The sequence below is a fragment of the Serratia sp. CY38905 genome (genome assembly GCF_052168875.1).
Lineage (GTDB): Bacteria > Pseudomonadota > Gammaproteobacteria > Enterobacterales > Enterobacteriaceae > Serratia > Serratia sarumanii.
In genome coordinates this window covers 1,239,277-1,260,969 of the sequence record NZ_JBJNLV010000001.1, presented here as the reverse complement: position 1 = coordinate 1,260,969, position 21,693 = coordinate 1,239,277, and the positions used below count along the sequence as shown (strand labels likewise).

The 21,693-nt window shown below is 61.2% G+C and carries 21 protein-coding genes; 12 read left to right on the top strand and 9 right to left on the bottom strand.

Annotated features, from left to right (window positions below; translation table 11 throughout):
* Positions 1-82 precede the first annotated feature (82 nt).
* Positions 83-1,339 carry a mechanosensitive ion channel family protein gene (locus tag ACJ8MK_RS06320; protein ID WP_033637290.1) on the bottom strand — a complete coding sequence of 419 codons (1,257 nt, stop codon included), beginning with the start codon at positions 1,337-1,339 and terminating at the stop codon, positions 83-85.
* Positions 1,340-1,586: 247 nt separating this feature from the next.
* Between ACJ8MK_RS06320 and malZ the strand changes: the two genes are divergently transcribed.
* Entirely contained in the window at positions 1,587-3,410 is a 1,824-nt protein-coding gene (malZ, locus tag ACJ8MK_RS06315) for a maltodextrin glucosidase (RefSeq protein ID WP_442517590.1), read from the top strand.
* A gap of 53 nt (positions 3,411-3,463) precedes the next feature.
* On the opposite strand, the gene ggt is transcribed toward malZ, so the two are convergent.
* The 3 genes from ggt to ACJ8MK_RS06300 form a co-directional block, all read right to left on the bottom strand.
* Complete coding sequence (gene ggt / locus ACJ8MK_RS06310; protein WP_049196391.1) at positions 3,464-5,227, bottom strand: gamma-glutamyltransferase; 1,764 nt, start codon at positions 5,225-5,227, stop codon at positions 3,464-3,466.
* Positions 5,228-5,461: 234 nt separating this feature from the next.
* Positions 5,462-6,064, bottom strand: a complete 603-nt coding sequence (locus ACJ8MK_RS06305) for a peroxiredoxin C (RefSeq protein ID WP_019454212.1) — start codon at positions 6,062-6,064, stop codon at positions 5,462-5,464.
* 229 nt (positions 6,065-6,293) lie between these two features.
* The gene (locus ACJ8MK_RS06300; RefSeq protein ID WP_308333015.1) at positions 6,294-6,875 is read right to left on the bottom strand and encodes an acyl carrier protein phosphodiesterase; all 582 of its coding nucleotides are present in this window, start codon (positions 6,873-6,875) and stop codon (positions 6,294-6,296) included.
* A gap of 120 nt (positions 6,876-6,995) precedes the next feature.
* Here ACJ8MK_RS06300 and queA point away from each other — a divergent pair, with 120 nt between their 5' ends.
* From queA to secF, 5 genes are all read left to right on the top strand, one after another.
* A complete protein-coding gene (gene queA, locus ACJ8MK_RS06295) occupies positions 6,996-8,066 on the top strand; it encodes a tRNA preQ1(34) S-adenosylmethionine ribosyltransferase-isomerase QueA (protein ID WP_004940394.1) in 1,071 nt (356 codons plus the stop codon).
* Between the two features lie 72 nt (positions 8,067-8,138).
* A complete protein-coding gene (tgt, locus tag ACJ8MK_RS06290; protein ID WP_033647322.1) occupies positions 8,139-9,263 on the top strand; it encodes a tRNA guanosine(34) transglycosylase Tgt in 1,125 nt (374 codons plus the stop codon).
* Positions 9,264-9,296: 33 nt separating this feature from the next.
* Entirely contained in the window at positions 9,297-9,629 is a 333-nt protein-coding gene (gene yajC / locus ACJ8MK_RS06285; protein ID WP_004940391.1) for a preprotein translocase subunit YajC, read from the top strand.
* A gap of 24 nt (positions 9,630-9,653) precedes the next feature.
* Positions 9,654-11,501 (top strand): protein translocase subunit SecD, encoded by a 1,848-nt coding sequence (gene secD / locus ACJ8MK_RS06280; protein ID WP_072008390.1) that lies wholly within the window; start codon positions 9,654-9,656, stop codon positions 11,499-11,501.
* A gap of 10 nt (positions 11,502-11,511) precedes the next feature.
* Positions 11,512-12,480: a protein translocase subunit SecF gene (gene secF / locus ACJ8MK_RS06275; RefSeq protein ID WP_019454209.1), complete on the top strand. Its 969-nt coding sequence runs from the start codon at positions 11,512-11,514 to the stop codon at positions 12,478-12,480.
* Positions 12,481-12,544: 64 nt separating this feature from the next.
* Here the strand turns inward: secF and ACJ8MK_RS06270 are convergent, their stop codons facing one another.
* Positions 12,545-13,105 carry a DUF3251 domain-containing protein gene (locus ACJ8MK_RS06270; RefSeq protein WP_033653274.1) on the bottom strand — a complete coding sequence of 187 codons (561 nt, stop codon included), beginning with the start codon at positions 13,103-13,105 and terminating at the stop codon, positions 12,545-12,547.
* A 175-nt stretch (positions 13,106-13,280) separates the two neighbouring features.
* On the opposite strand from ACJ8MK_RS06270, the gene nrdR reads away from it, so the two are divergent.
* The 6 genes from nrdR (at position 13,281) to pgpA (ending at position 17,396) form a co-directional block, all read left to right on the top strand.
* Positions 13,281-13,730, top strand: a complete 450-nt coding sequence (gene nrdR, locus ACJ8MK_RS06265; protein WP_004940387.1) for a transcriptional regulator NrdR — start codon at positions 13,281-13,283, stop codon at positions 13,728-13,730.
* Between the two features lie 10 nt (positions 13,731-13,740).
* Positions 13,741-14,850 carry a bifunctional diaminohydroxyphosphoribosylaminopyrimidine deaminase/5-amino-6-(5-phosphoribosylamino)uracil reductase RibD gene (ribD, locus tag ACJ8MK_RS06260; protein WP_103829802.1) on the top strand — a complete coding sequence of 370 codons (1,110 nt, stop codon included), beginning with the start codon at positions 13,741-13,743 and terminating at the stop codon, positions 14,848-14,850.
* A 107-nt stretch (positions 14,851-14,957) separates the two neighbouring features.
* Positions 14,958-15,428 (top strand): 6,7-dimethyl-8-ribityllumazine synthase, encoded by a 471-nt coding sequence (gene ribH / locus ACJ8MK_RS06255; RefSeq protein ID WP_033637299.1) that lies wholly within the window; start codon positions 14,958-14,960, stop codon positions 15,426-15,428.
* Between the two features lie 20 nt (positions 15,429-15,448).
* Positions 15,449-15,865 (top strand): transcription antitermination factor NusB, encoded by a 417-nt coding sequence (gene nusB / locus ACJ8MK_RS06250; protein ID WP_004940384.1) that lies wholly within the window; start codon positions 15,449-15,451, stop codon positions 15,863-15,865.
* A 51-nt stretch (positions 15,866-15,916) separates the two neighbouring features.
* Positions 15,917-16,909, top strand: coding sequence for a thiamine-phosphate kinase (gene thiL, locus ACJ8MK_RS06245; protein WP_033637301.1), 993 nt, complete (start codon positions 15,917-15,919; stop codon positions 16,907-16,909).
* Positions 16,902-17,396 (top strand): phosphatidylglycerophosphatase A, encoded by a 495-nt coding sequence (pgpA, locus tag ACJ8MK_RS06240; RefSeq protein WP_033634010.1) that lies wholly within the window; start codon positions 16,902-16,904, stop codon positions 17,394-17,396. The genes thiL and pgpA overlap by 8 nt, the downstream gene beginning before the upstream one ends.
* A 32-nt stretch (positions 17,397-17,428) precedes the next feature.
* Here pgpA and ACJ8MK_RS06235 read toward each other — a convergent pair whose 3' ends face one another.
* From ACJ8MK_RS06235 to xseB, 4 genes are all read right to left on the bottom strand, one after another.
* Positions 17,429-18,403, bottom strand: a complete 975-nt coding sequence (locus ACJ8MK_RS06235; RefSeq protein WP_164097292.1) for an aldo/keto reductase — start codon at positions 18,401-18,403, stop codon at positions 17,429-17,431.
* Positions 18,404-18,511: 108 nt separating this feature from the next.
* Positions 18,512-20,377: a 1-deoxy-D-xylulose-5-phosphate synthase gene (dxs, locus tag ACJ8MK_RS06230; RefSeq protein ID WP_308414563.1), complete on the bottom strand. Its 1,866-nt coding sequence runs from the start codon at positions 20,375-20,377 to the stop codon at positions 18,512-18,514.
* A 34-nt stretch (positions 20,378-20,411) separates the two neighbouring features.
* Positions 20,412-21,332: a (2E,6E)-farnesyl diphosphate synthase gene (ispA, locus tag ACJ8MK_RS06225; protein WP_033637304.1), complete on the bottom strand. Its 921-nt coding sequence runs from the start codon at positions 21,330-21,332 to the stop codon at positions 20,412-20,414.
* A 5-nt stretch (positions 21,333-21,337) separates the two neighbouring features.
* A complete protein-coding gene (gene xseB / locus ACJ8MK_RS06220; protein ID WP_015376838.1) occupies positions 21,338-21,601 on the bottom strand; it encodes an exodeoxyribonuclease VII small subunit in 264 nt (87 codons plus the stop codon).
* Positions 21,602-21,693 lie beyond the last annotated feature (92 nt).

Sequence of the window (21,693 nt, the reverse complement as noted above, 5' to 3'; positions counted from 1 at the left end):
CCGGGGAAAAGAAGGGGATGGAGATATCTGCTGGCAATTGAAAGAACATCATTACCAGCAGACACAGTTACGTCAGCCGACGTCAGGAAGCGTTGGCGTTTTGTAGCAGCATGCCGCGCAGGTCATTGCCGGTTGGCGTTTGATGCACGCGCAGGCCGAACTCGTCGATCACCGCCAGAATATGATCGAAAATATCCGCCTGAATGCTTTCATACTCCGCCCAGACCGTGGTGTTGGTGAAGGCGTAGATTTCAAGCGGCAGGCCTTCCGGCGTCGGCGCCAGCTGGCGCACCATCAGCGTCATGTTCTGGTGAATGCGCGGGTGAGCGCGCAGGTAGGCTTCCAGATAGGCGCGCAGCGTGCCGAGGTTGGTCAGGCGGCGGCCGTTGAGCGGCGAGGCCAGATCGATGGCAATCTCCTGATTGTGCCGGCTCAGCTCCTGGGTTTTATCGTTCAGGTAGCTGTGCAGCAGCGGGTTGCGCTGCAGGCGGCGCTGTTCCTCTTCCGACAGGAAGTGCACGCTGCCGGTGTCGATATTCAGGCTGCGCTTGATGCGGCGCCCGCCGGATTCCGACATCGACCGCCAGTTTTTGAACGAGTCGGAGATCAGCGCGTAGGTGGGAATGGTGGTGACGGTGTTGTCCCAGTTACGTACTTTGACCGTGGTCAGGCCGATGTCGGTGACCGCGCCGTCGGCGCCGTATTTCGGCATTTCCAGCCAGTCGCCGATCTTCAGCATATCGTTGGCGGAGAGCTGGATGCCGGCCACCAGGCCGAGGATCGGATCCTTGAACACCAACATCAGGACCGCGGTCATGGCGCCCAGGCCGCTGAGCAGCAGCAGCGGCGATTTGCCCATCAGCAGCGAGACGATCATGATGCCGATCAGGATCGCCGCCACCAGTTTCAGGCCCTGGAAAATGCCGCGCAGCGGCAGCTGATTGGAGATCGGGCTTTGGCGCAGCAGCGCCAGCAGCGTATCCAGCAGCGAGAACAGCGACAGCAGGGTGAAGGCGAGGATCCACACCTGTGCGGCGGTGACGATCACCGCCTGGGTCTGGCTGCCGCTCTGTAACCACAGCGTCGCCTGGATGCTGATGATCACCCCTTGCAGCAGCAGCGCCACGCGCTGGAACAGTTTGTATTGGGTGATGGCCTGTTGCCAGACGCGCTGCGATTGCTGGCCACGGCGCTGAAGGGCGGCCAGCACCACCCGGTGCAGCACCAGGTGGATCGCGACCGAGATCAGGACAATCAACCCCAATACCATCAACAGCGACATCACTCCGCCGAATTCCAAACCAAACTGTTCCAGCCAGCGCGTTATCTGTTGTTGCATTACCGCTCCTTAAAAAATGCGCAAAAAATATCCTGTAAACTTAAAACGCGTTAGCCTAAGGGGTAACGTGCAGGATTTGTACCTGTTTACCTTTTTTTACATCGGGTTAGCGTTATTTTTCGGTCTCCGCCCCCCGGCTCATCCCCGGGTTTTGCGGCCAGAGAGGAGGGGGAGTTGCACTTAACGTGGCATTGTTCGTTTCTTGAAGAACGCCGTCGATTTCGTTTGGTACAGCAGGAGAAACAGTATGCTTAACGCCTGGCATCAACCGGTCCCGCCTTTTGTGGTAAAGCAAGGGCAACGTTTGGATATCACGCTGTGGTTACAGGGGGATGAACTGCCGGAACGGGTGTTTTTGCGCGCCGAACCGGACAACGAAGAGTGGCTGCTGGTGATGAAAGCGCAGCGCCACGAGGGGATGCGGCGCTACCAGGCCAGCCTGACGCTGAATGAGGGCGAGCCGACGCGGCGTTACTGCTTCAAGCTGCTGTGGGCCGATCGCCAGCAGTGGTTCGGGCCGCAGGGCTGGTCGCCAACGCCGCCGGGGCAGCTGGCGCAGTTCGCCGTCGACGAGCCCGACAATGGCCCCGAGTGGGTGGCGGATCAGCTGTTCTATCAGATTTTCCCCGATCGCTTCGCCAGCAGCGGCGGCGAGCACGGCATCCAGAGCGGCAGCTACCGCCATCACGCGGCCGGCGCCGAGGTGATTCGGCGCGACTGGCAGCACCCGCTGGAGGATCGCCACGCCGCCTCGACCTTTTACGGCGGCGATCTGGACGGCATCGGCGCCAAACTGCCGTATTTGCAGCAGCTGGGGGTGACGGCGCTGTACCTGAACCCGATTTTTACCGCACCGAGCGTGCATAAGTACGATACCGAGGACTATTACCAGGTCGATCCGCACTTCGGCGGCAACGCGGCGCTGCAGCGTTTGCGAGTGAGCACTCACAAGGTGGATATGAAACTGGTGCTGGACGGGGTATTCAACCACACCGGCGACTCGCATCCGTGGTTCGACCGCCATCGTCAGGGCGAAAACGGCGCCTGTCACCACCCCGATTCGCCGTATCGCGGCTGGTTCAACTTTTACCCGGACGGCCGCGCGCTCGACTGGAAAGGCAACGCCAGCTTGCCGAAGCTCAACTTCGCCGAGCCGCAGGTGGCGGAAGCGATCTATCGCGGGGAAGGCAGCGTGGTGCGCCACTGGCTGCGCCCGCCGTACAGCATCGACGGTTGGCGACTGGACGTGGTGCACATGCTGGGGGAGAACGGCGGCGCCACCGGCAACCTGTACCACCTGGCTGGCATCTATCAGGCGGTGAAGCAGGAGAATCCGCAGGCCTACGTATTGGGCGAGCACTTCGGCGACGCGCGCCGTTGGCTGCACGCCGGCGTGGAGGATGCGGCGATGAACTACATGGGCTTCGCGCTGCCGGTGCGGGCATTTTTGGCGGGGCTGGACGTAGCCTATCACCCGGTGCGGCTGGACGCCGCCGGGTGCGCGCAGTGGATGGACGGCTACCGCGCCGGGTTGCCGCACGGCCGCCAGCTGATCCAGTTCAACCAGTTGGACAGCCACGATACCGCGCGTTTTCTCACGCTGTTGCAGGGGAACGCGGCGCGCATGCAGATGGCGGCGGTGTGGTTGCTGAGCTGGATAGGCGTGCCTTGCCTCTATTACGGCGATGAGATTGGTCTGGACGGTGGCAACGATCCGTTCTGTCGCAAGCCGTTCCCGTGGGACGTCGGCGACTGGGACCGGCCGCTGCTGGCGCTGTTCCAGCGCATGGCGGCGCTGCGTAAACAGAGCGTGGCATTGCGCCGCGGCGGTTGTCAGGTGCTGTATGCCAGCGGGGAGACGCTGGTGTTCGTGCGCCTGTATCAGCAGGAGCAGGTGCTGGTGGCGCTGCAGCGCGACGGCAGCGGCCAGGCGCAGCTGCCGTACAACCCGCTGTTGGCGCGCGGCCCGTGGCGGCGTGTGGAAGGGCGGGGAGAGTTGAGCGAAACGGCAGGCGGGCTGCGCCTGCAGCTGGCGGAAGAGACGGCCACCGTGTGGCGCTGTGAAGGCTAAAGACACTGCGGGGGCCGAAGGGCCCCCGCGATAAAGGTGAGTAGGCGTTTACATCAGTAACCGACCGCAGAACCTGCCGGGCGACGCACGTCGTTGGCGCCGTACAGATAGCCTTCGCGCACCTTGCCGGAAACCGCCGAGTCGTTGCCGGAGTTGGCCGGGCTGACGCCCGCCGCGCCTGGCAAGCCGACCAGAATCAGTTCGGCGGCGCCCCACGGCGTTTGCTCGACCATCTTATAGCCCATGCCGCTCAGCAGCTTCAGCGTATCGGCGGAAACGCCGCGCTGTTCGTAGTACACCTCATCCGGCAACCATTGGTGATGGATGCGCGGTGCGTCCACCGCTTCCTGCGGCGCCATGCCGTGGTCTATCACGTTCAACGCGGTCTGCAGGGTGATGGTGATGATGCGCGAACCGCCCGGCGAGCCCAGCACCATAAAGATCTTGTTGTCCTTGGTCACCAGCGTCGGGCTCATCGACGATAGTGGGCGCTTACCGGGGGCAATGCTGTTGGCAGTGCCCTGCACCAGCCCGTACAGGTTTTTCTCGCCCACTTTGACCGTAAAGTCGTCCATCTCGTCGTTGAGGAAGAAGCCGGTGCCCGGTGCGATCACCACGGCGCCGAAGCGGCCGTTGACGGTATAGGTGGTGGAGACCGCGTTGCCATCGTGATCGACGATCGAATAGTGGGTGGTTTCCGGTTTTTCATGCGGTTCCATGCCGGGCTGCACGTTTTCCGACGGCGTGGCCTTGTCCGCGACGATTTTCTTGCGGATCTGCTCGGCGTAGCTCTTGCTCACCAGCCGGTCGATCGGGTTCTTGATGAATTCCGGGTCGCCGAGGTAGGTGTTGCGGTCCATGTAGGCATGGCGCATCGCTTCGGTCATGGTGTGAATGGCCGCCGCCGAGTTGAAGCCCATGCTTTTCAGGTCGTAGCCTTCCACCACGTTGAGGATTTCGCACAGCGTCACGCCGCCGGAGCTGGGAGGCGGCGCCGACACGAACTTGTAGCCGCGATAGCTGCAGGTAATCGGCGGCGTTTCGGTGACCTTGTAATTGGCGAAGTCGGCGGCGGTCAAGATACCGCCGCCCTGTTTGGCCGCCGCCTCCACCGCCTGCGGGATCTTGCCTTTATAGAAGGCGTCGGTTCCCCCTTTGGCGATGGCTTCCAGCGTATTGGCCAGATCGGTTTGCACCAGTTTGTCCCCCGGCTGCAGCGGGCTGCCGTCCGGGCGCAGGAAGATTTTGGCCGACTCGGGATCCTGTTTGAAGCGCGCGACGGTGGTGTCGAGGATATCGGTATCGGCGCGGGTCAGCACAAAGCCTTCGCGCGCCAGCCTGATAGCTGGCGCCAGCACCTGTTCACGGCTCAGCTTGCCGTACTTCTCACGCGCGGTTTCCATCCCCAGCACGGTGCCCGGCACGCCCGCCGCCAGATAGCCGTACAGGCTGGCGTCTTTCTTCACCTTGCCGTTGGCATCCAGATACATGTTGGCGCTGGCCGCCGCCGGCGCGGTTTCACGGAAGTTGATGAAGGTGTCGGTGCCGTCCGCCAGGTGAACGGTCATAAAGCCGCCGCCGCCGATGTTGCCGCAGCAGGGGTTAACCACCGCCTGCGCATAGCCCACCGCCACGGCGGCGTCGATGGCGTTGCCGCCCATCTTCAGGATATCCACGCCGACCTGCGAGGCCAGGTGCTGCGAGGTGACCACCATGCCGTTTTTGGCTTCCACCGCGGGGTTGGATGCCGCATACAGGCTGCCGCTGACCAGCAGCGCCGCCATGGTCAGGGGTTTGCTCCATTTCTGTAAAAACATAGTTATTCCTACCCTGTCAGTTTTTTATTGTGTTGTGTTTGCTTGCCGCTGTTCGCTTGCAAAGCGCGAGCCAGCGTTATTGATAGTAGCCGCAGATGGGCGCACGCGCGGCGAGCAGGGTGGGAAATGTGAGCGGAAACAGGGAAATAAAGCACTGAAGGTGGGCGGCCTGCCCCATAAAGGGGCATAAAAAAACCGGCCGCGTGGGCCGGTTGATTCACTATCAGGCTGAAATTACAGCTTGGCAGCGTTTTCAGACAGGTATTTTGCAACGCCGTCTGGGGACGCGCCCATGCCTGCTTTGCCTTTTTCCCACTGAGCCGGGCACACTTCACCGTGCTCTTCGTGGAATTGCAGCGCGTCAACGGTACGGATCATTTCGTCGATGTTACGGCCGATTGGCAGGTCGTTAACAACCTGAGCACGCACGATGCCGTCTTTGTCGATCAGGAAGGAGCCGCGCAGCGCAACGCCGGCTTCCGGGTGTTCGATGCCGTAAGCTTTCTGAATTTCACGCTTGATGTCAGCAACCATTGCGTATTTCACTTCACCGATGCCGCCTTTGTCGACAGGGGTTTTACGCCATGCGTTGTGAACGAACTCTGAGTCGAAGGAAACGCCAACCACTTCAACGCCACGCTTCTGGAACTCTTCATAGCGGTGATCGAAAGCGATCAGCTCGGAAGGGCATACGAAGGTGAAGTCCATTGGCCAGAAGAACAGCACGGCCGGTTTGCCGTTCAGGTGCTTCTTCAGGTTGAAGTTTTCAACGATTTCGCCGCTACCCAGTACGGCAGCTGCAGTGAAGTCAGGGGCTTGACGAGTTACCAGGACCATAATTACTCCTGTAATAGGTGTTAAAGGGTGGATGTAAAAACAAGGGCCAGTATAGGGGCCGCGACTTGGTGAATAAAGGGTAAAAGACCAATCGATGAGATAGCTTTCACCTATCAAAGTCGTTGATATAATTTAGCGAGCTTTAAAAATAACCTTTTCCCACAAAAGGGCAAGCGGCAAAACGTAAATTCTTGCAAGGCGTTGCAATTTCAAGGGCTTGAGCTTGACCTCAGAGCGCTTTGTCCTTCGCCTGCCGCATCATTTGCGGGTAAAACTGCCAGAACTGTGTTTCAAGCTGATGATAATGTTGCTCGACGTCGGCGAACGAACCGGCCAGCGCCTCGAGGCGCGGGCGGCGGCTGGCCATGCCCTGCAGCACCCGGGCGATGAACGGCAATTCGGCGTAGCGCTCCAGCCAGCGTTCCTGCCACAGGTAGCCGTTCAGGTTCTGAAAGCGCGGCGGCGTGAGCGGCAGGTAAGGTTCGATTTGGCTGCGGGCTTCCTGGGTAAACTGGTGCAGGTCGCGCGAAGGCTCCAGCTGCTGCCAGTGGCGCGCCAGAAAATGGTCCCACACCACGTCGAGGGTGATCGGCGCCACGCGGCGGTAGGGGGCGCTGAAATAGCCGCGGCTGGCTTTGACCTGCGGCAGGCTGTCGGTCAGCACGTCGACGCGGCGGTGCATCATGATGCCGGCCACCACCTCGGGCTGGTAGTCGGCGGCGGGGTTGCCGCGCACGAAATCGGCCAGCAGGTTGCCCAGCAGCGAGCTGTCCGCCAGCATGGCCAGGTGAAGATGAGCGAGAAAATTCATCCCTCAACTATACCCGAAGTCAGGCAAATCCTCCTTATTTCTTGCCGCTGACCGCCCCCGGCTTTAGACTAGGCCGCCTGTTTTTTACCAACCAGCCCTAAATTGAAGAAGTGAATACCCATGCGCGTCGCTGATTTTTCGTTTGAACTTCCCGAATCCCTGATTGCCCACTATCCCCAGGCCGAACGCAGCGCATGCCGCCTGCTGCAGCTGGACGGGCCGAGCGGGGCGCTGACGCACGGCGTATTCACCGATCTGCTGGATAAGCTGGAAGCCGGCGACCTGCTGGTGTTCAACAATACCCGCGTGATCCCGGCGCGCATGTTCGGCCGCAAGGTCAGCGGCGGCAAGATTGAGGTGCTGGTGGAGCGCGTGCTGGACGACCATCGCGTGCTGGCGCACGTGCGCGCGTCGAAAGCGCCGAAGCCGGGCGCCGAGCTGCTGTTGGGGGATGACGAGAGCATCGCCGCCACCATGGTGGCGCGCCACGAGACGCTGTTCGAGCTGCGCTTCAACGACGAGCGCGACGTGTTCACTATCCTCAACGCCGCCGGCCACATGCCGCTGCCGCCTTATATCGCCCGCCCTGATGAAGACGCCGACCGCGAGCTGTATCAGACGGTCTACAGCGAGAAGCCCGGCGCGGTTGCCGCGCCGACCGCCGGCCTGCACTTCGACGAACCGCTGCTGGCGGCGCTGCGCGCCAAGGGCGTGGAAATGGCGTTCGTGACGCTGCACGTCGGCGCCGGCACCTTCCAGCCGGTGCGCGTGGAAACCATCGAAGATCACGTGATGCACGCCGAATACGCCGAAGTGCCGCAGGAGGTGGTCGATGCGGTGCTGGCCTGCAAGGCGCGCGGCAAGCGCGTGGTGGCGGTGGGCACCACCTCGGTGCGCTCGCTGGAAAGCGCCGCGGCGGCCAGCAAAGAAGCGCTGATTGCGCCGTTCTTCGGCGATACCAGCATCTTTATCTATCCGGGCTATCACTATCAGGTGATCGACGCGCTGGTGACCAATTTCCACCTGCCGGAATCGACCCTGATCATGCTGGTGTCGGCCTTCGCCGGCTATAAAAATACCATGAACGCCTATCAGCAGGCGGTGGCCGAGCAGTATCGCTTTTTCAGCTACGGCGATGCGATGTTCATCAGCCGTAACCCGCAGGCGGAAAACGAGTCCGTCGGCGGTTAATTTCCCGGGCTGCGCCCACGGCGCGGCCCCGTTTCAACGACATCAGACTGTTTCTCTGATGCTGGAGGTTTTGTGAAGTACGAACTACAAACTACCGATGGCCGCGCGCGTCGCGGCCGCCTGATCTTCGACCGCGGCGTGGTGGAGACCCCGGCCTTTATGCCGGTCGGCACCTACGGCACGGTCAAGGGCATGACGCCGGAAGAAGTGAAAGAAACCGGCGCGCAGATCCTGCTGGGCAACACCTTCCACCTGTGGCTGCGCCCGGGCCAGGAGATCATGAAGCTGCACGGCGACCTGCACGATTTCATGCAGTGGCATGGGCCGATCCTCACCGATTCCGGCGGTTTCCAGGTGTTCAGCCTGGGGGCGATGCGCAAGATCAAAGAGGAAGGCGTGTACTTCCGCAACCCGATCAACGGCGACAAGGTGTTCCTGAGCCCGGAAAAATCGATGGAAATCCAGTATGACCTGGGTTCCGACATCGTGATGATCTTCGATGAATGTACGCCGTACCCGGCCGACTGGGACTACGCCAAGCGTTCGATGGAAATGTCGCTGCGCTGGGCGGAGCGCAGCCGCAAGCGATTCGACGAGCTGGAAAATAAAAATGCGCTGTTCGGCATCATTCAGGGCGGCGTTTACGAAGATTTACGTGATGTTTCAGTCAAAGGGCTGGTGGATATCGGCTTTGACGGGTACGCTGTGGGCGGCTTGGCTGTAGGCGAGCCGAAAGAGGATATGCATCGCATTCTTGAACACGTTTGCCCGCAAATTCCGGAAGATAAGCCACGCTATTTGATGGGCGTCGGCAAGCCGGAAGATTTGGTGGAAGGCGTGCGTCGCGGCATCGACATGTTCGACTGCGTCATGCCGACCCGCAACGCCCGCAACGGCCATTTGTTCGTGACTGACGGTGTGGTAAAAATCCGTAATGCCAAGCACAAGGATGATACTTCTCCGCTGGATAAGGACTGTGATTGCTACACCTGTCGCCATTACAGCCGCGCCTACTTGCACCATCTCGACCGTTGCAACGAAATATTGGGTGCTCGACTGAACACGATTCATAACCTGCGTCACTACCAACGCCTGATGGCGGGTTTACGCCAGGCTATCGAAGAGGGTAAATTAGAGCAGTTTGTTGCGGATTTCTATGGTCGGATCGGCAAGCCGATTCCGCCTTTAAACGCTTGATCTAATAATTGATAACTTAATGAGGGAATTTCAATGAGCTTTTTCATTTCTGACGCCGTCGCATCCGCAGGGGCTCCGGCTCAGGGAAGCCCGTACTCTCTGATCATTATGCTGGTGGTGTTCGGCCTGATCTTCTACTTCATGATCCTGCGCCCACAGCAGAAACGCGCTAAAGATCACAAGAAGCTGATGGACTCCATCGGTAAAGGCGACGAAGTGCTGACCACCGGCGGCCTGATCGGTCGCGTGACCAAAGTGGCCGACACCGGCATCATCGCCATCGCGCTGAACGACACCACGGAAGTGATGATCAAGCGTGACTTCGTGGCGGCCGTTCTGCCGAAAGGTACCATGAAGGCCCTGTAATCTTTTTTCCCGAAGGGAATTGCCGTGCTAAACCGTTATCCTTTGTGGAAGTATCTGATGTTGATCGTCGTGATCCTCGTCGGTCTGCTTTATGCGCTTCCCAACATCTACGGTGAGGATCCGGCCGTACAAATCACTGGCGCGCGCGGCGTCGCCGCCAGTGAAACTACGCTGGACCAGGTCCGTACCGTATTAGAAAAAGACAACATCGCGAGCAAGTCGATTGCGCTGGAAAATGGCGCCATCCTGGCTCGCTTTAAAGATCCTGACGTTCAGCTGCGCGCCCGCGAAGCGCTGGTGACCGAGCTGGGTGACAAATTCGTCGTGGCACTGAACCTGGCGCCGGCCACGCCGACCTGGCTGGCCATGCTGGGCGCAGAGCCGATGAAACTCGGCCTGGACCTGCGCGGCGGCGTGCACTTCCTGATGGAAGTGGACATGGACACCGCGTTGAGCAAGCTGCAGGAACAGACCATGGATACCCTGCGCAGCGAGCTGCGCGAGAAGGGCATTCCTTACGCGTCTATCCGCAAGCTGGACAACAACGGCGTGGAAGTTCGCTTCCGCGACAATGCGGCTCGTGACCAGGCCATCAGCTACATCGGCCCGCGTCAGCGCGATCTGGTGCTGTCCGCCAACGGCGCCAACACCATGAAAGCCAGCCTGACGGACGCCCGTCTGAGCGAAGCGCGCGAATACGCCGTCCAGCAGAACATCACTATCCTGCGTAACCGCGTCAACCAGCTCGGCGTCGCCGAACCGCTGGTGCAGCGCCAGGGCGCCGACCGCATCGTGGTCGAGCTGCCGGGCATTCAGGACACCGCGCGCGCCAAAGAAATTCTGGGTGCCACCGCGACCCTCGAGTTCCGTCTGGTGAACACCAATGCGGACGCCACTGCGGCGGCCAACGGCCGCGTGCCGGGCGACTCCGAGGTGAAATACACCCGTGACGGCCAGCCGATCGTGCTGTACAAGCGCGTGATCCTGACCGGTGATCACATCACTGACTCCACCTCGAGCACCGACGAATACAACCAGCCGCAGGTTAACATCTCGCTGGACAGCGCCGGCGGCACGTCCATGTCCAACTTCACCAAGGACAACATCGGCAAGCCGATGGCGACTCTGTTCGTGGAGTATAAGGACAGCGGCAAGAAAGACGCCAACGGCCGTGCAGTGCTGGTGAAACAGGAAGAAGTGATCAACGTGGCGAACATTCAGTCGCGTCTGGGCAACAGCTTCCGCATCACCGGTATCGGCAACCCGAACGAAGCGCGTCAGCTTTCGCTGCTGCTGCGTGCGGGCGCGCTGATCGCGCCGATTCAGATCGTCGAAGAGCGCACCATCGGCCCGACCCTGGGTCAGCAGAACATCACCCAGGGTCTGGAAGCCTGTCTGTGGGGCCTGGTGGCGTCCATCGTCTTCATGGTGGTCTGGTATCGTAAGTTCGGCGTGATCGCCACCACGGCGCTGGTCGCCAACCTGGTGCTGATCGTCGGCGTGATGTCCCTGTTGCCGGGGGCGACGCTGACCATGCCGGGCATTGCCGGGATCGTGTTGACGCTGGCGGTGGCGGTCGACGCCAACGTACTGATTAACGAACGTATCAAGGAAGAGCTGAAGAACGGCAGGTCCGTTCAGCAGGCGATCCATGAGGGCTATAAAGGCGCGTTCTCCAGTATCGTTGACGCCAACATCACCACGCTGATCACCGCGATCATCCTGTACGCAGTCGGCACCGGTTCGATCAAAGGCTTTGCGATCACCACCGCTATCGGTGTGGCGACGTCCATGTTCACCGCGATTGTCGGTACCCGTGCCATCGTCAACCTGCTTTACGGCGGCAAACGCATTAACAAGCTGTCTATCTGAGGAGTGCGTTGTGGCACAGGATTATACTGTTGAGCAACTCAACTACGGCCGTAAAGTCTACGACTTTATGCGCTGGGACTACGTGGCCTTCGGCATCTCGTTGGTGCTGTTGGTCGCGTCGATCGCCACCATGTCGGTGCGCGGGTTTAACTGGGGTCTGGATTTCACCGGCGGTACGGTGATTGAAATCAACCTGGAGAAACCAGCTAATCTCGACCTGATGCGCGATACACTGGAGAAGGCCGGGTTCCAGGATCCGATTATCCAGAACTTCGGCAGCAGCCGCGACGTGATGGTGCGCATGCCACCGGCGACCGGCACCGCAGGCCAGGAACTGGGCAACAAGGTGATCGGCGTGATCAACGACTCGGTGGATAAAAATGCCACCGTGAAGCGCATCGAGTTCGTCGGCCCGAGCGTGGGCAGCGAGCTGGCGCAAACCGGCGGCATGGCGCTGCTGGTGGCGCTGATCTGTATCCTGATCTACGTCGGTTTCCGCTTCGAATGGCGCCTGGCGCTGGGGGCGGTTATCGCGCTGGCACACGACGTGATCATCACGCTGGGCGTGCTGTCGCTGTTCCACATCGAGATTGACCTGACCATCGTCGCGTCCCTGATGTCGGTTATCGGCTACTCGCTGAACGACAGCATCGTGGTTTCCGACCGTATTCGTGAGAACTTCCGCAAGATCCGCCGCGGTACGCCTTACGAGATCATGAACGTGTCGTTGACCCAGACGCTGAGCCGTACGCTGATGACTTCCGGGACCACCCTGATGGTGGTGTTGATGCTGTACATCTTCGGTGGCGCGATGCTGCAAGGCTTCTCGCTGGCGATGCTGATCGGCGTGTCGATCGGTACCGTCTCCTCGATCTACGTCGCGTCCGCGCTGGCGTTGAAGCTGGGGATGAAACGCGAACACATGCTGCAGCAAAAAGTGGAAAAAGAGGGCGCGGATCAGCCTTCGATTCTGCCTTAACAACCGCAGTATTCAGCGATATGAGAAGGAGCGCCGATGGCGCTCCTTTTTTTTGCCTCGGGGATCAGTGCTGCTTCACTACCGCCGGTTGGGCGGTCGAAACCAGACTGTGCAGACGGATATAGCCCAATTGTTCCGGCGTCAGGCCGCTGAAGCGCAGTTCGAAGTCCTGGCCGGGCTTCGGCAGCAGCGAATCGGCGCTGGCGATCGGTTGCGACAGCGCCTCGGCGGTCAACGGCCGGCCGGTGGCGTCGTCCAACTGGCCCCATTCCACCACGGCTTTGAACGGCGGCAGCGTGGCCTGTGAGAGGACGCGCACATGCAGCTGCGCCTGCGTGCCGTTGGCTTCGTTCTTGATGTGGCTCAGCGAAACGCTCAGTTCGCCGATACCGCTCTGCAAACGGGCGGCGCTTCGGGCCGCCGGCAGCAGATAGACGCCGTTGTCGGAGTGCTGATTGAGCTGATTCTGCCGCTCCAGCGCGGTGGTTTGATCGGTCAGCACGCTCACTTTCTGGTTCAGCGCGGCGACCTGATGGCGCAGCTGGGGCACGGCGGCGTTATGCGCGCAGCCCGCCAGCAACACGGCGGCGGCGAGCAGGGCGATTTTGGGGTAACAGGTTGTCATGACGGCGATTTCCTATGCTGAATCTCCTGTTATCAGCTTAGTCCGCCCGGAGGGGAAAGTCATATCGGCGCCGCTTCCCGGCCGCGTGTCGCAACAAATGGCCGCCGCCCTTTGTTGTGGCTGCACTTCGGGGTAAACTGCATTTATCTATAAAAAACGTTTATCAGGACGTGTTATGCATTGCCCTTTCTGCGCCGCCGTTGATACCAAAGTCATTGATTCCCGCCTGGTGGGGGACGGTTCGCAAGTGCGCCGTCGCCGCCAGTGTCTGGTGTGCAATGAACGCTTCACCACCTTCGAGGTGGCTGAGCTGGTGATGCCGCGAGTGATTAAAAGCGATGAGGTGCGCGAGCCGTTCAACGAAGACAAACTGCGCCGCGGCATGCTGAAAGCGCTGGAAAAGCGCCCGGTAAGCTCGGACGACGTGGAAAACGCCCTTAATCATATCAAATCCCAACTGCGCGCCACCGGCGAACGCGAAGTGCCGACCAAACTGGTGGGCAATCTGGTGATGGACGCGCTGAAAAAGCTGGATAAGGTCGCCTATATTCGCTTCGCGTCGGTGTACCGCAGCTTCGAAGACGTGCGCGAGTTCGGCGAAGAGATCGCCCGCCTGCAAGACTAAAGGATCTTTCATGCATCACGACGAACTTTATATGGCGCGCGCCTTCGAACTGGCGCGGCTGGGGCGTTTTACCACCGCACCCAATCCGAACGTCGGCTGCGTTATCGTGCGCGACGGCGAAATTGTCGGTGAAGGCTATCATCTGCGCGCCGGCGAGCCGCACGCGGAAGTGCACGCGCTGCGCATGGCGGGCGACAAGGCGCGCGGCGCCACCGCCTATGTCACGCTCGAGCCGTGCAGCCATCACGGCCGCACGCCGCCCTGCGCCGATGCGCTGGTGGCCGCCGGCGTAACCCGGGTGGTCGCGGCGATGCAAGATCCCAATCCGCAGGTGGCGGGGCGCGGGCTGTACAAGCTGCAGCAGGCCGGCGTCGAGGTGCGGCACGGCCTGATGCTGGCCGAGGCCGAAGCGGTCAACCTGGGCTTCCTCAAGCGCATGCGCACCGGTTTCCCTTACGTGCAGCTGAAGCTGGGCGCGTCGCTGGACGGCCGCACGGCGATGGCCTCCGGCGAGAGCCAGTGGATCACCTCACCCGAAGCGCGTCAGGACGTGCAGCGCCTGCGCGCGCAGAGCGCCGCCATTCTCAGCACCAGCGCCACCGTGCTGGCGGACGATCCGTCGCTGACGGTGCGTTGGGATGAATTGGACGCCGAGACGCAGCGCCTCTATCCGCGCGACAATCTGCGCCAGCCGCTGCGCATCCTGCTCGACAGCCAAAACCGCATTACTCCGCAGCACCGCGTGGTGCTGCAGCCGGGCGCCACTTGGCTGGCGCGCCTGGAGGCGGATGAACAGGCCTGGCCGCAAGACGTCGAGCAGTTTATCTGCCCGGCGCATGGTGGCGGCGTCGATCTGGTGGTGATGATGATGCTGTTGGCCAAGCGCCAGGTGAATTCAATCTGGGTGGAGGCGGGCGCAACGCTGGCCGGCGCGCTGCTGCAGGCCGGCCTGGTGGATGAGCTCATTTTGTACATCGCGCCGAAACTGTTGGGCGATAATGGCCGTGGCCTGTGCCACCTGCCGGGTCTGGAGCGGTTGGCCGACGCGCCGGAATTCGTCTTTAGCGATGTGCGCCAGGTTGGCTCCGATCTGCGTTTGCGCCTGCGGGCGAAACACTGAATCTCGCGCCCGCGCGCCGGTTTTACAAAAGCGCCGCGCAGGCGATGAAAGAATATGATAGAATCCGCCCCCCTGCGGGGTATTGAACCCATTTTTAAGGAAAGCCCATGAAAGTTATCGAAGGTGTTGTTGCTACTCCAAAGGCCCGTGTGGCGATCGCAATTGCACGTTTTAACAATTTCATCAACGACAGCCTGCTGGAAGGCGCGATCGACGCGTTGAAACGCATTGGTCAGGTTGCTGACGACAACATCACCGTTGTCTGGGTCCCGGGCGCTTACGAGCTGCCGCTGACGGCGAGCGTATTGGCCAAAACCGGCAAATACGACGCGGTTATCGCGTTGGGCACCGTTATCCGTGGGGGCACCGCGCACTTCGAATATGTGGCGGGCGAAGCCAGCTCCGGCATCGGCAACGTTGCGATGAATGCCGAAATCCCGGTTGCTTTTGGCGTGCTGACCACCGAAAGCATCGAGCAGGCGATCGAACGCGCCGGCACCAAAGCGGGCAACAAGGGCGCTGAAGCCGCGCTGACCGCACTTGAAATGATTAATGTTATCAAAGCTATTAAAGCCTGAATTTAGTTAAGGGGAATTCCGTGAAACCTGCTGCTCGTCGCCGCGCTCGTGAGTGCGCTGTTCAAGCGCTTTACTCTTGGCAGTTGTCTAAAAACGACCTTGCCGATGTTGAACACCAGTTCCTGACGGAGCAGGATGTCAAAGATGTTGACGTCGCCTATTTTCGCGAGTTGCTGTCCGGCGCGGCAGTGAATGCAGGTATGCTGGACGAACTGATGGCGCCTTACCTGTCGCGTCAGCTCGAAGAGCTGGGCCAGGTGGAGCGCGCGGTGCTGCGCGTCGCGCTGTTTGAACTGAAAATGCGCGAGGATGTCCCTTACAAGGTGGCGATCAACGAAGCGATCGAACTGGCGAAAACCTTCGGCGCGGAAGACAGCCACAAGTTTGTGAACGGGGTGCTGGATAAAGTGGCGCCAACCCTTCGCAAGAAAAAGTAAAACATTAAGGCCGGCATTCCCGGCCTTAATTTCTTCTAGTGGAATATCGATATGGCATGCGGCGAATTTGACCTCATTGCCCGCTATTTTGACCGGTTCAAGCGTGTGCGCCGGGATGTACAGTTGGGCATTGGAGATGACTGCGCACTGCTGGCAGTGCCGGAAAAACAGCTGGTGGCCGTCAGTACCGATACGCTGGTAGCGGGCGTGCACTTTCTGCCGGACATCGATCCGGCCGATCTCGGCTATAAGGCGTTGGCGGTCAATCTGAGCGATCTGGCGGCGATGGGCGCCGATCCGGCCTGGCTTTCGCTGGCGCTGACCCTGCCTGAAGTGAACGAATCCTGGCTGAAGGCCTTCAGCGACAGCCTGTTCGATCAGCTCAACTATTACGGCATGCAGCTGATCGGCGGCGATACCACGCGCGGGCCGCTGAGCATGACGCTGACCATCCAGGGGCTGATCCCGGCCGGCCGGGCGCTGACCCGCAGCGGCGCGCGTATCGGCGACTGGATCTATGTGACCGGCACGCTGGGCGACAGCGCCGCCGGGTTGGCGATCCTGCAGGATCGTTTGGCGGTGACGGAAACGACGGCGCGCGATTATTTGGTCGCTCGCCATCTGCGGCCGCAGCCGCGGGTGTTGCAGGGGCAGGCGCTGCGCGATCTGGCCAGCTCGGCGATCGACATCTCCGACGGCCTGATTTCCGATCTGAAGCATATCCTTAAGGCCAGCGACTGTGGCGCACGCATCGTGCTGGACGAGCTGCCGATGTCGCAGGCGCTGAGCAGCCACGCCGATGCTGAACAGGCGCTGCGCTGGGCGCTGGCGGGCGGCGAAGATTACGAGCTGTGCTTCACCGTGCCGGAGATCAACCGCGGCGCGCTGGAAGTGGCGTTGAGCCACCTCGGGGCCGACTACACCTGCATCGGCCAAATTGGCCCGCTGTCTGAAGGCATCCGCTATTATCGCGACGATGAGGCGGTAGAGCTGGACTGGGCTGGGTTCGATCATTTCAACGCGGAGCCGGGCACCCATGGATGAAGCCAAGCGCCGGCTGCGGATGAGCAATCCGTGGCACCTGCTGGCCACCGGGTTTGGCAGCGGTTTGTCGCCGGTGATGCCGGGCACCATGGGATCGCTGGCGGCGATCCCGTTTTGGCTGCTGCTGATCCAGCTGCCGTGGCAGCTCTACTCGCTGACGGTGATGTTCAGCATCTGCATCGGCGTCTATATTTGCCACCGCACGGCAAAAGACATGAAGGTGCACGATCACGGCAGCATCGTCTGGGACGAGTTCGTCGGCATGTGGATCACGCTGATGGCGCTGCCGGTCAATGACTGGCGCTGGGTCGCCGCCGGTTTCGTTATCTTCCGCATTCTCGACATGTGGAAGCCGTGGCCGATCCGCTGGTTCGACCGCAACGTGCATGGCGGCATGGGCATCATGGTCGACGATATCATCGCCGGCGTGCTGTCCGCCGGCATCATCTACCTGATTGGGCACCACTGGCCAATCGGGCTGTTCTGACAGACGGGCGCGCCGTTTCGCGCCCGCTTCTCTTATTCAAATCCCGTCACCCGATGCGGCACGTAAGCCGTCTCCAGTTCTGCGACCTCTTGCGGCGACAAACTCAAATCGACCGCGGCGATGGCGTCATCCAACTGCTCGCTGCGTGAAGCGCCGACGATCGGCGCGCTGACCGCCGGCTTGTTCAGCAGCCAGGCCAGCGCGATCTGCGCGCGTGAAACGCCACGTTCCTCGGCGAGGCTGGCGACGCGCTCGGCGATAATGGCGTCGATGCCTTCAGTTTCCTCGTACAGGCTCTTGCCGAACTGGTCGGAAACCAGCCGCGCGGTGGTTTCGCCCCAGGGGCGGGTCAGGCGGCCGCGCGCCAGCGGGCTCCACGGCAGCACGGCGATGCCTTCGGCGGTACACAGCGGATGCATTTCGCGCTCTTCTTCGCGCTGAATCAGGTTGTATTGATCCTGCATGCTAACAAAGCGCGTCCAGCCGTGCAGATCGGCGGTATACAGCGCCTTGGCGAACTGCCAGGCGTACATCGAGGAGGCGCCGATGTAACGCGCCTTGCCGGCTTTCACCACGTCGTGCAGCGCTTCCAGCGTCTCTTCCAGCGGCGTTTCGTAATCCCAGCGGTGGATCTGCAGCAAATCGACATAGTCGGTGCCCAGGCGCCGCAGGCTGTCGTCGATGGATTGCATGATGTTGGCGCGCGACAAACCGCGCTCCAGGTTGCTCAGCGGGAAATACACCTTGGTGGCGACCACTACGTCTTCGCGGCGCGCATAGTCGTGCAGCGCCCGGCCGAGGATCTCCTCGCTGCTGCCGTCGGAATAGCTGTTGGCGGTATCGAAAAAGTTGATGCCGGCTTCCAGCGCCTGTTTCAGCAGCGGGCGGCTGCTCTCTTCCGGCAGCGTCCAGGCGTGATTGCCGCGGTTCGGTTCGCCGTAGGTCATGCAACCCAGGCAGATGCGCGAGACGTTCAGATCGGTGTTGCCCAGTTTCAGGTACTTCATGCTTGCCTCCCATTCGAAAGCTCAGACAGTAACTGTAGCGCGGATCCCGGAGGGCGGAAACGAAAACGCCCCCGAGAGCGGAGGCGTTTTTTCAGGCGCGAGTGGCGATTACTGCGCCAGCCAGGTTTCGATTTGGCGCTGAATGCCGGCGGCGTCCAGCCCCAGATCGGCGCGCAGTTCTTCCTGGCTGCCCTGCGAGACAAAGCTGTCCGGCAGGCCCAGGTTCAGCACCGGCACCGGACGGCGTTTGGCCATCAGCAGTTCGTTGACGCCGCTGCCGGCGCCGCCCATGATGGCGTTCTCTTCCAGCGTGACCAGCGTTTCATGGCTGGCGGCCAATTCGAGCACCAGCTGCTCGTCCAGCGGTTTGACGAAGCGCATGTCGACCAGCGTGGCGTTGAGCGCCTCCGCCGCTTGCGCGGCCTCCGGCAGCAGGGTGCCGAAGTTGAGAATGGCGATCTTTTCTCCCTGGCGGCGCACCACGCCTTTGCCGATCGGCAGCTGGTTGAGCGGCTCCAGCGCCGCGCCGGTGCCGGTGCCGCGCGGATAGCGCACGGCGCTCGGGCCGTCGTTGTAGTGATAGCCGGTGTACAGCATCTGGCGGCATTCGTTCTCGTCGCTCGGCGTCATGATCACCATGGTCGGGATGCAGCGCATGAACGACAGATCGAACGCCCCCTGGTGAGTCTGGCCGTCGGCGCCGACGATGCCGCCGCGATCGATGGCGAACATCACCGGCAGGTTTTGGATCGCCACATCGTGGATCAGCTGATCGTAGGCGCGTTGCAGGAAGGTGGAATAGATCGCCACCACCGGCTTGTAGCCGCCGATCGCCAGCCCGGCGGCGAAGGTGACCGCATGCTGCTCGGCAATCGCTACGTCGAAATATTGCTGCGGGTAGTCACGAGAGAACTGCACCATGCCGGAGCCTTCGCGCATCGCCGGCGTGATCGCCATCAGCGAGCTGTCTTTGGCGGCGGTTTCACACAGCCAGTCGCCGAAGATTTTCGAATAGGTCGGCAGACCGCCGGCGCTTTTCGGCAGCGTGCCGCTGGCGGGATCGAACTTCGGCACCGCGTGGAAGCTGATCGGATCCTTCTCCGCCGGCGCGTAACCGCGGCCTTTCTTGGTCATGATGTGCAACAGCTGCGGGCCTTTCAGATCGCGCATGTTTTTCAACGTGGCGACCAGCCCCTGCACGTCGTGCCCGTCTACCGGGCCGATATAGTTAAAGCCCAGCTCTTCGAACAGCGTGCCCGGCACCACCATGCCTTTCAGGTGCTCTTCGGTGCGTTTCACCAGCTCCTTGATCGGCGGCACGCCGGCCAGCACTTTCTTGCCGCCTTCGCGCAGGGTGGAGTAAAGCTTGCCGGACAGCAGCTGCGCCAGGTGGTTGTTCAGCGCGCCGACGTTTTCCGAGATCGACATCTCGTTGTCGTTCAGCACCACCAGCATGTCCGGGTTGATGTCGCCGGCGTGGTTCATCGCTTCGAACGCCATGCCGGCGGTGATGGCGCCGTCGCCGATCACGCACACCGTGCGGCGGCCTTTGCCTTCACGTTCCGCCGCCACCGCCATGCCGAGGCCGGCGCTGATCGAGGTCGACGAGTGGCCGACCGACAGCACGTCGTATTCGCTTTCGGCGCGCCACGGGAAGGGGTGCAGGCCGTTCTTTTGCCGAATGGTGGCGATACGGTCGCGGCGGCCGGTCAGAATTTTGTGCGGGTAGGCCTGGTGGCCGACATCCCACACCAGGTGATCGAACGGCGTGTTGTAGACGAAATGCAACGCCACCGTCAGTTCGACGGTACCCAGCCCGGAGGCAAAGTGGCCGCTGGAGCGACTGACGCTGTTCAGCAGGTATTGCCGCAGCTCATCGCACAGCTTCGGCAAGCTCTCTTTGGGCAGTGAGCGGAGTTCCTCGGGGTTTTCCGCTAGCGCCAGGGTTGGGTATTTGGCTATATCAAGACTCATTCGATACTCATATCAGAGGAGTTAACGTCACACGTTAATTGTCGCGTTCAATAATGAAGCTGGCTAACGCTCGCAATGGCGCTGTGTTATAAGATTGCGCTGCCAAAGTGTCTAATGCAGCTAATGCTTCCTGATAGAGATCCCACGCTTTTGCTTTCGCGCTGTCAAGCCCGAGCAACGCCGGGTAGGTACTCTTTCCGTGTTGTTGGTCCGCGCCCTGGCGCTTGCCGATTTTTTCAGTCTCGCCGACAACGTCCAAAATGTCATCCTGCACCTGGAACGCCAGGCCAACCGCGGCGGCGTAACGATCCAGCTGCGGCAACGCCGCTCGCCCGGCTTCGCCGGCGCTCAGCGCGCCCAGACGCACCGCCGCGCGGATCAGCGCGCCGGTTTTGTGGCGGTGGATCTGCTCCAGCGCCTGCAGGTCGACGCGCTTGCCTTCGGCTTCCAGATCCAGCGATTGGCCGCCGCACATGCCGGCTACGCCGCTGGCGGTCGCCAGTTCGGAGACCATCGCCAGCCGATCGCGCAGGGCCACGTCGGGCATTTCGGCATCGGCCAGGATCGAAAACGCCAGCGTTTGCAGCGCATCGCCGGCCAGGATCGCGTTGGCTTCGCCGAATTTAATGTGGCAGGTCGGCTGGCCGCGTCGCAGATCGTCGTCGTCCATCGCCGGCAGATCGTCGTGGATCAGCGAGTAGGCGTGAATGCATTCCACCGCCGCCGCCGGCGCGTCCAGGTTGGCCAGCGACACGCCGAACATCTGGCCGGTGGTGTAGACCAGGAACGGGCGCAGGCGCTTGCCGCCCAGCAAGGCGCCATGACGCATCGCCGCCACCATGTTGCCGTCGTTGAACGGCAGTGGGGCGATGAAGTCCAGCAGCGCGCGATCGGCGCGCTGGCGGAAAATCTGCAGTTGATCGGCAAAAGCGGCCGCTGGGGCGATCTCAGACATGTCGGTTACTCGGCATCCGGTGTGAAAGGCGCCAGCGCCGCGTCGTCGGCGCTGTCGTTAAGAAGTATCTGCACACGCTGTTCCGCCTGTTGCAGTTTCTGCTGGCCCTGACGCGCCAGCTGCACGCCGCGTTCGAACTCGTTCAGCGCGTCTTCCAGCGGCAGTTCGCCTGATTCCAGACGCGTCACGATGCTTTCCAGCTCGCCGAGGGCGCTTTCAAAGCTGGCTGTTTGCTCTGTACTGGCTGATTGTGCTGGTTTTTTCGGCATAATTTTCTTTTTACGTCATCATGTGAACCGTGGCGCCAGAGCCTATCCTAGCGGATCTTGATTAGCAAATCATGGCGCTCATGTATGGTTTT

Excerpts from the sequence above, each read along its gene's own strand:
- ACJ8MK_RS06320 (WP_033637290.1), bottom strand. The coding sequence starts at position 1,339 with ATGCAACAACAGATAACGCGCTGGCTGGAACAGTTTGGTTTGGAATTC.
- malZ (WP_442517590.1), top strand. The coding sequence starts at position 1,587 with ATGCTTAACGCCTGGCATCAACCGGTCCCGCCTTTTGTGGTAAAGCAA.
- ggt (WP_049196391.1), bottom strand. The coding sequence starts at position 5,227 with ATGTTTTTACAGAAATGGAGCAAACCCCTGACCATGGCGGCGCTGCTG.
- ACJ8MK_RS06305 (WP_019454212.1), bottom strand. The coding sequence starts at position 6,064 with ATGGTCCTGGTAACTCGTCAAGCCCCTGACTTCACTGCAGCTGCCGTA.
- ACJ8MK_RS06300 (WP_308333015.1), bottom strand. The coding sequence starts at position 6,875 with ATGAATTTTCTCGCTCATCTTCACCTGGCCATGCTGGCGGACAGCTCG.
- queA (WP_004940394.1), top strand. The coding sequence starts at position 6,996 with ATGCGCGTCGCTGATTTTTCGTTTGAACTTCCCGAATCCCTGATTGCC.
- yajC (WP_004940391.1), top strand. The coding sequence starts at position 9,297 with ATGAGCTTTTTCATTTCTGACGCCGTCGCATCCGCAGGGGCTCCGGCT.
- ACJ8MK_RS06270 (WP_033653274.1), bottom strand. The coding sequence starts at position 13,105 with ATGACAACCTGTTACCCCAAAATCGCCCTGCTCGCCGCCGCCGTGTTG.
- nrdR (WP_004940387.1), top strand. The coding sequence starts at position 13,281 with ATGCATTGCCCTTTCTGCGCCGCCGTTGATACCAAAGTCATTGATTCC.
- ribD (WP_103829802.1), top strand. The coding sequence starts at position 13,741 with ATGCATCACGACGAACTTTATATGGCGCGCGCCTTCGAACTGGCGCGG.
- ribH (WP_033637299.1), top strand. The coding sequence starts at position 14,958 with ATGAAAGTTATCGAAGGTGTTGTTGCTACTCCAAAGGCCCGTGTGGCG.
- thiL (WP_033637301.1), top strand. The coding sequence starts at position 15,917 with ATGGCATGCGGCGAATTTGACCTCATTGCCCGCTATTTTGACCGGTTC.
- pgpA (WP_033634010.1), top strand. The coding sequence starts at position 16,902 with ATGGATGAAGCCAAGCGCCGGCTGCGGATGAGCAATCCGTGGCACCTG.
- ACJ8MK_RS06235 (WP_164097292.1), bottom strand. The coding sequence starts at position 18,403 with ATGAAGTACCTGAAACTGGGCAACACCGATCTGAACGTCTCGCGCATC.
- dxs (WP_308414563.1), bottom strand. The coding sequence starts at position 20,377 with ATGAGTCTTGATATAGCCAAATACCCAACCCTGGCGCTAGCGGAAAAC.
- ispA (WP_033637304.1), bottom strand. The coding sequence starts at position 21,332 with ATGTCTGAGATCGCCCCAGCGGCCGCTTTTGCCGATCAACTGCAGATT.
- xseB (WP_015376838.1), bottom strand. The coding sequence starts at position 21,601 with ATGCCGAAAAAACCAGCACAATCAGCCAGTACAGAGCAAACAGCCAGC.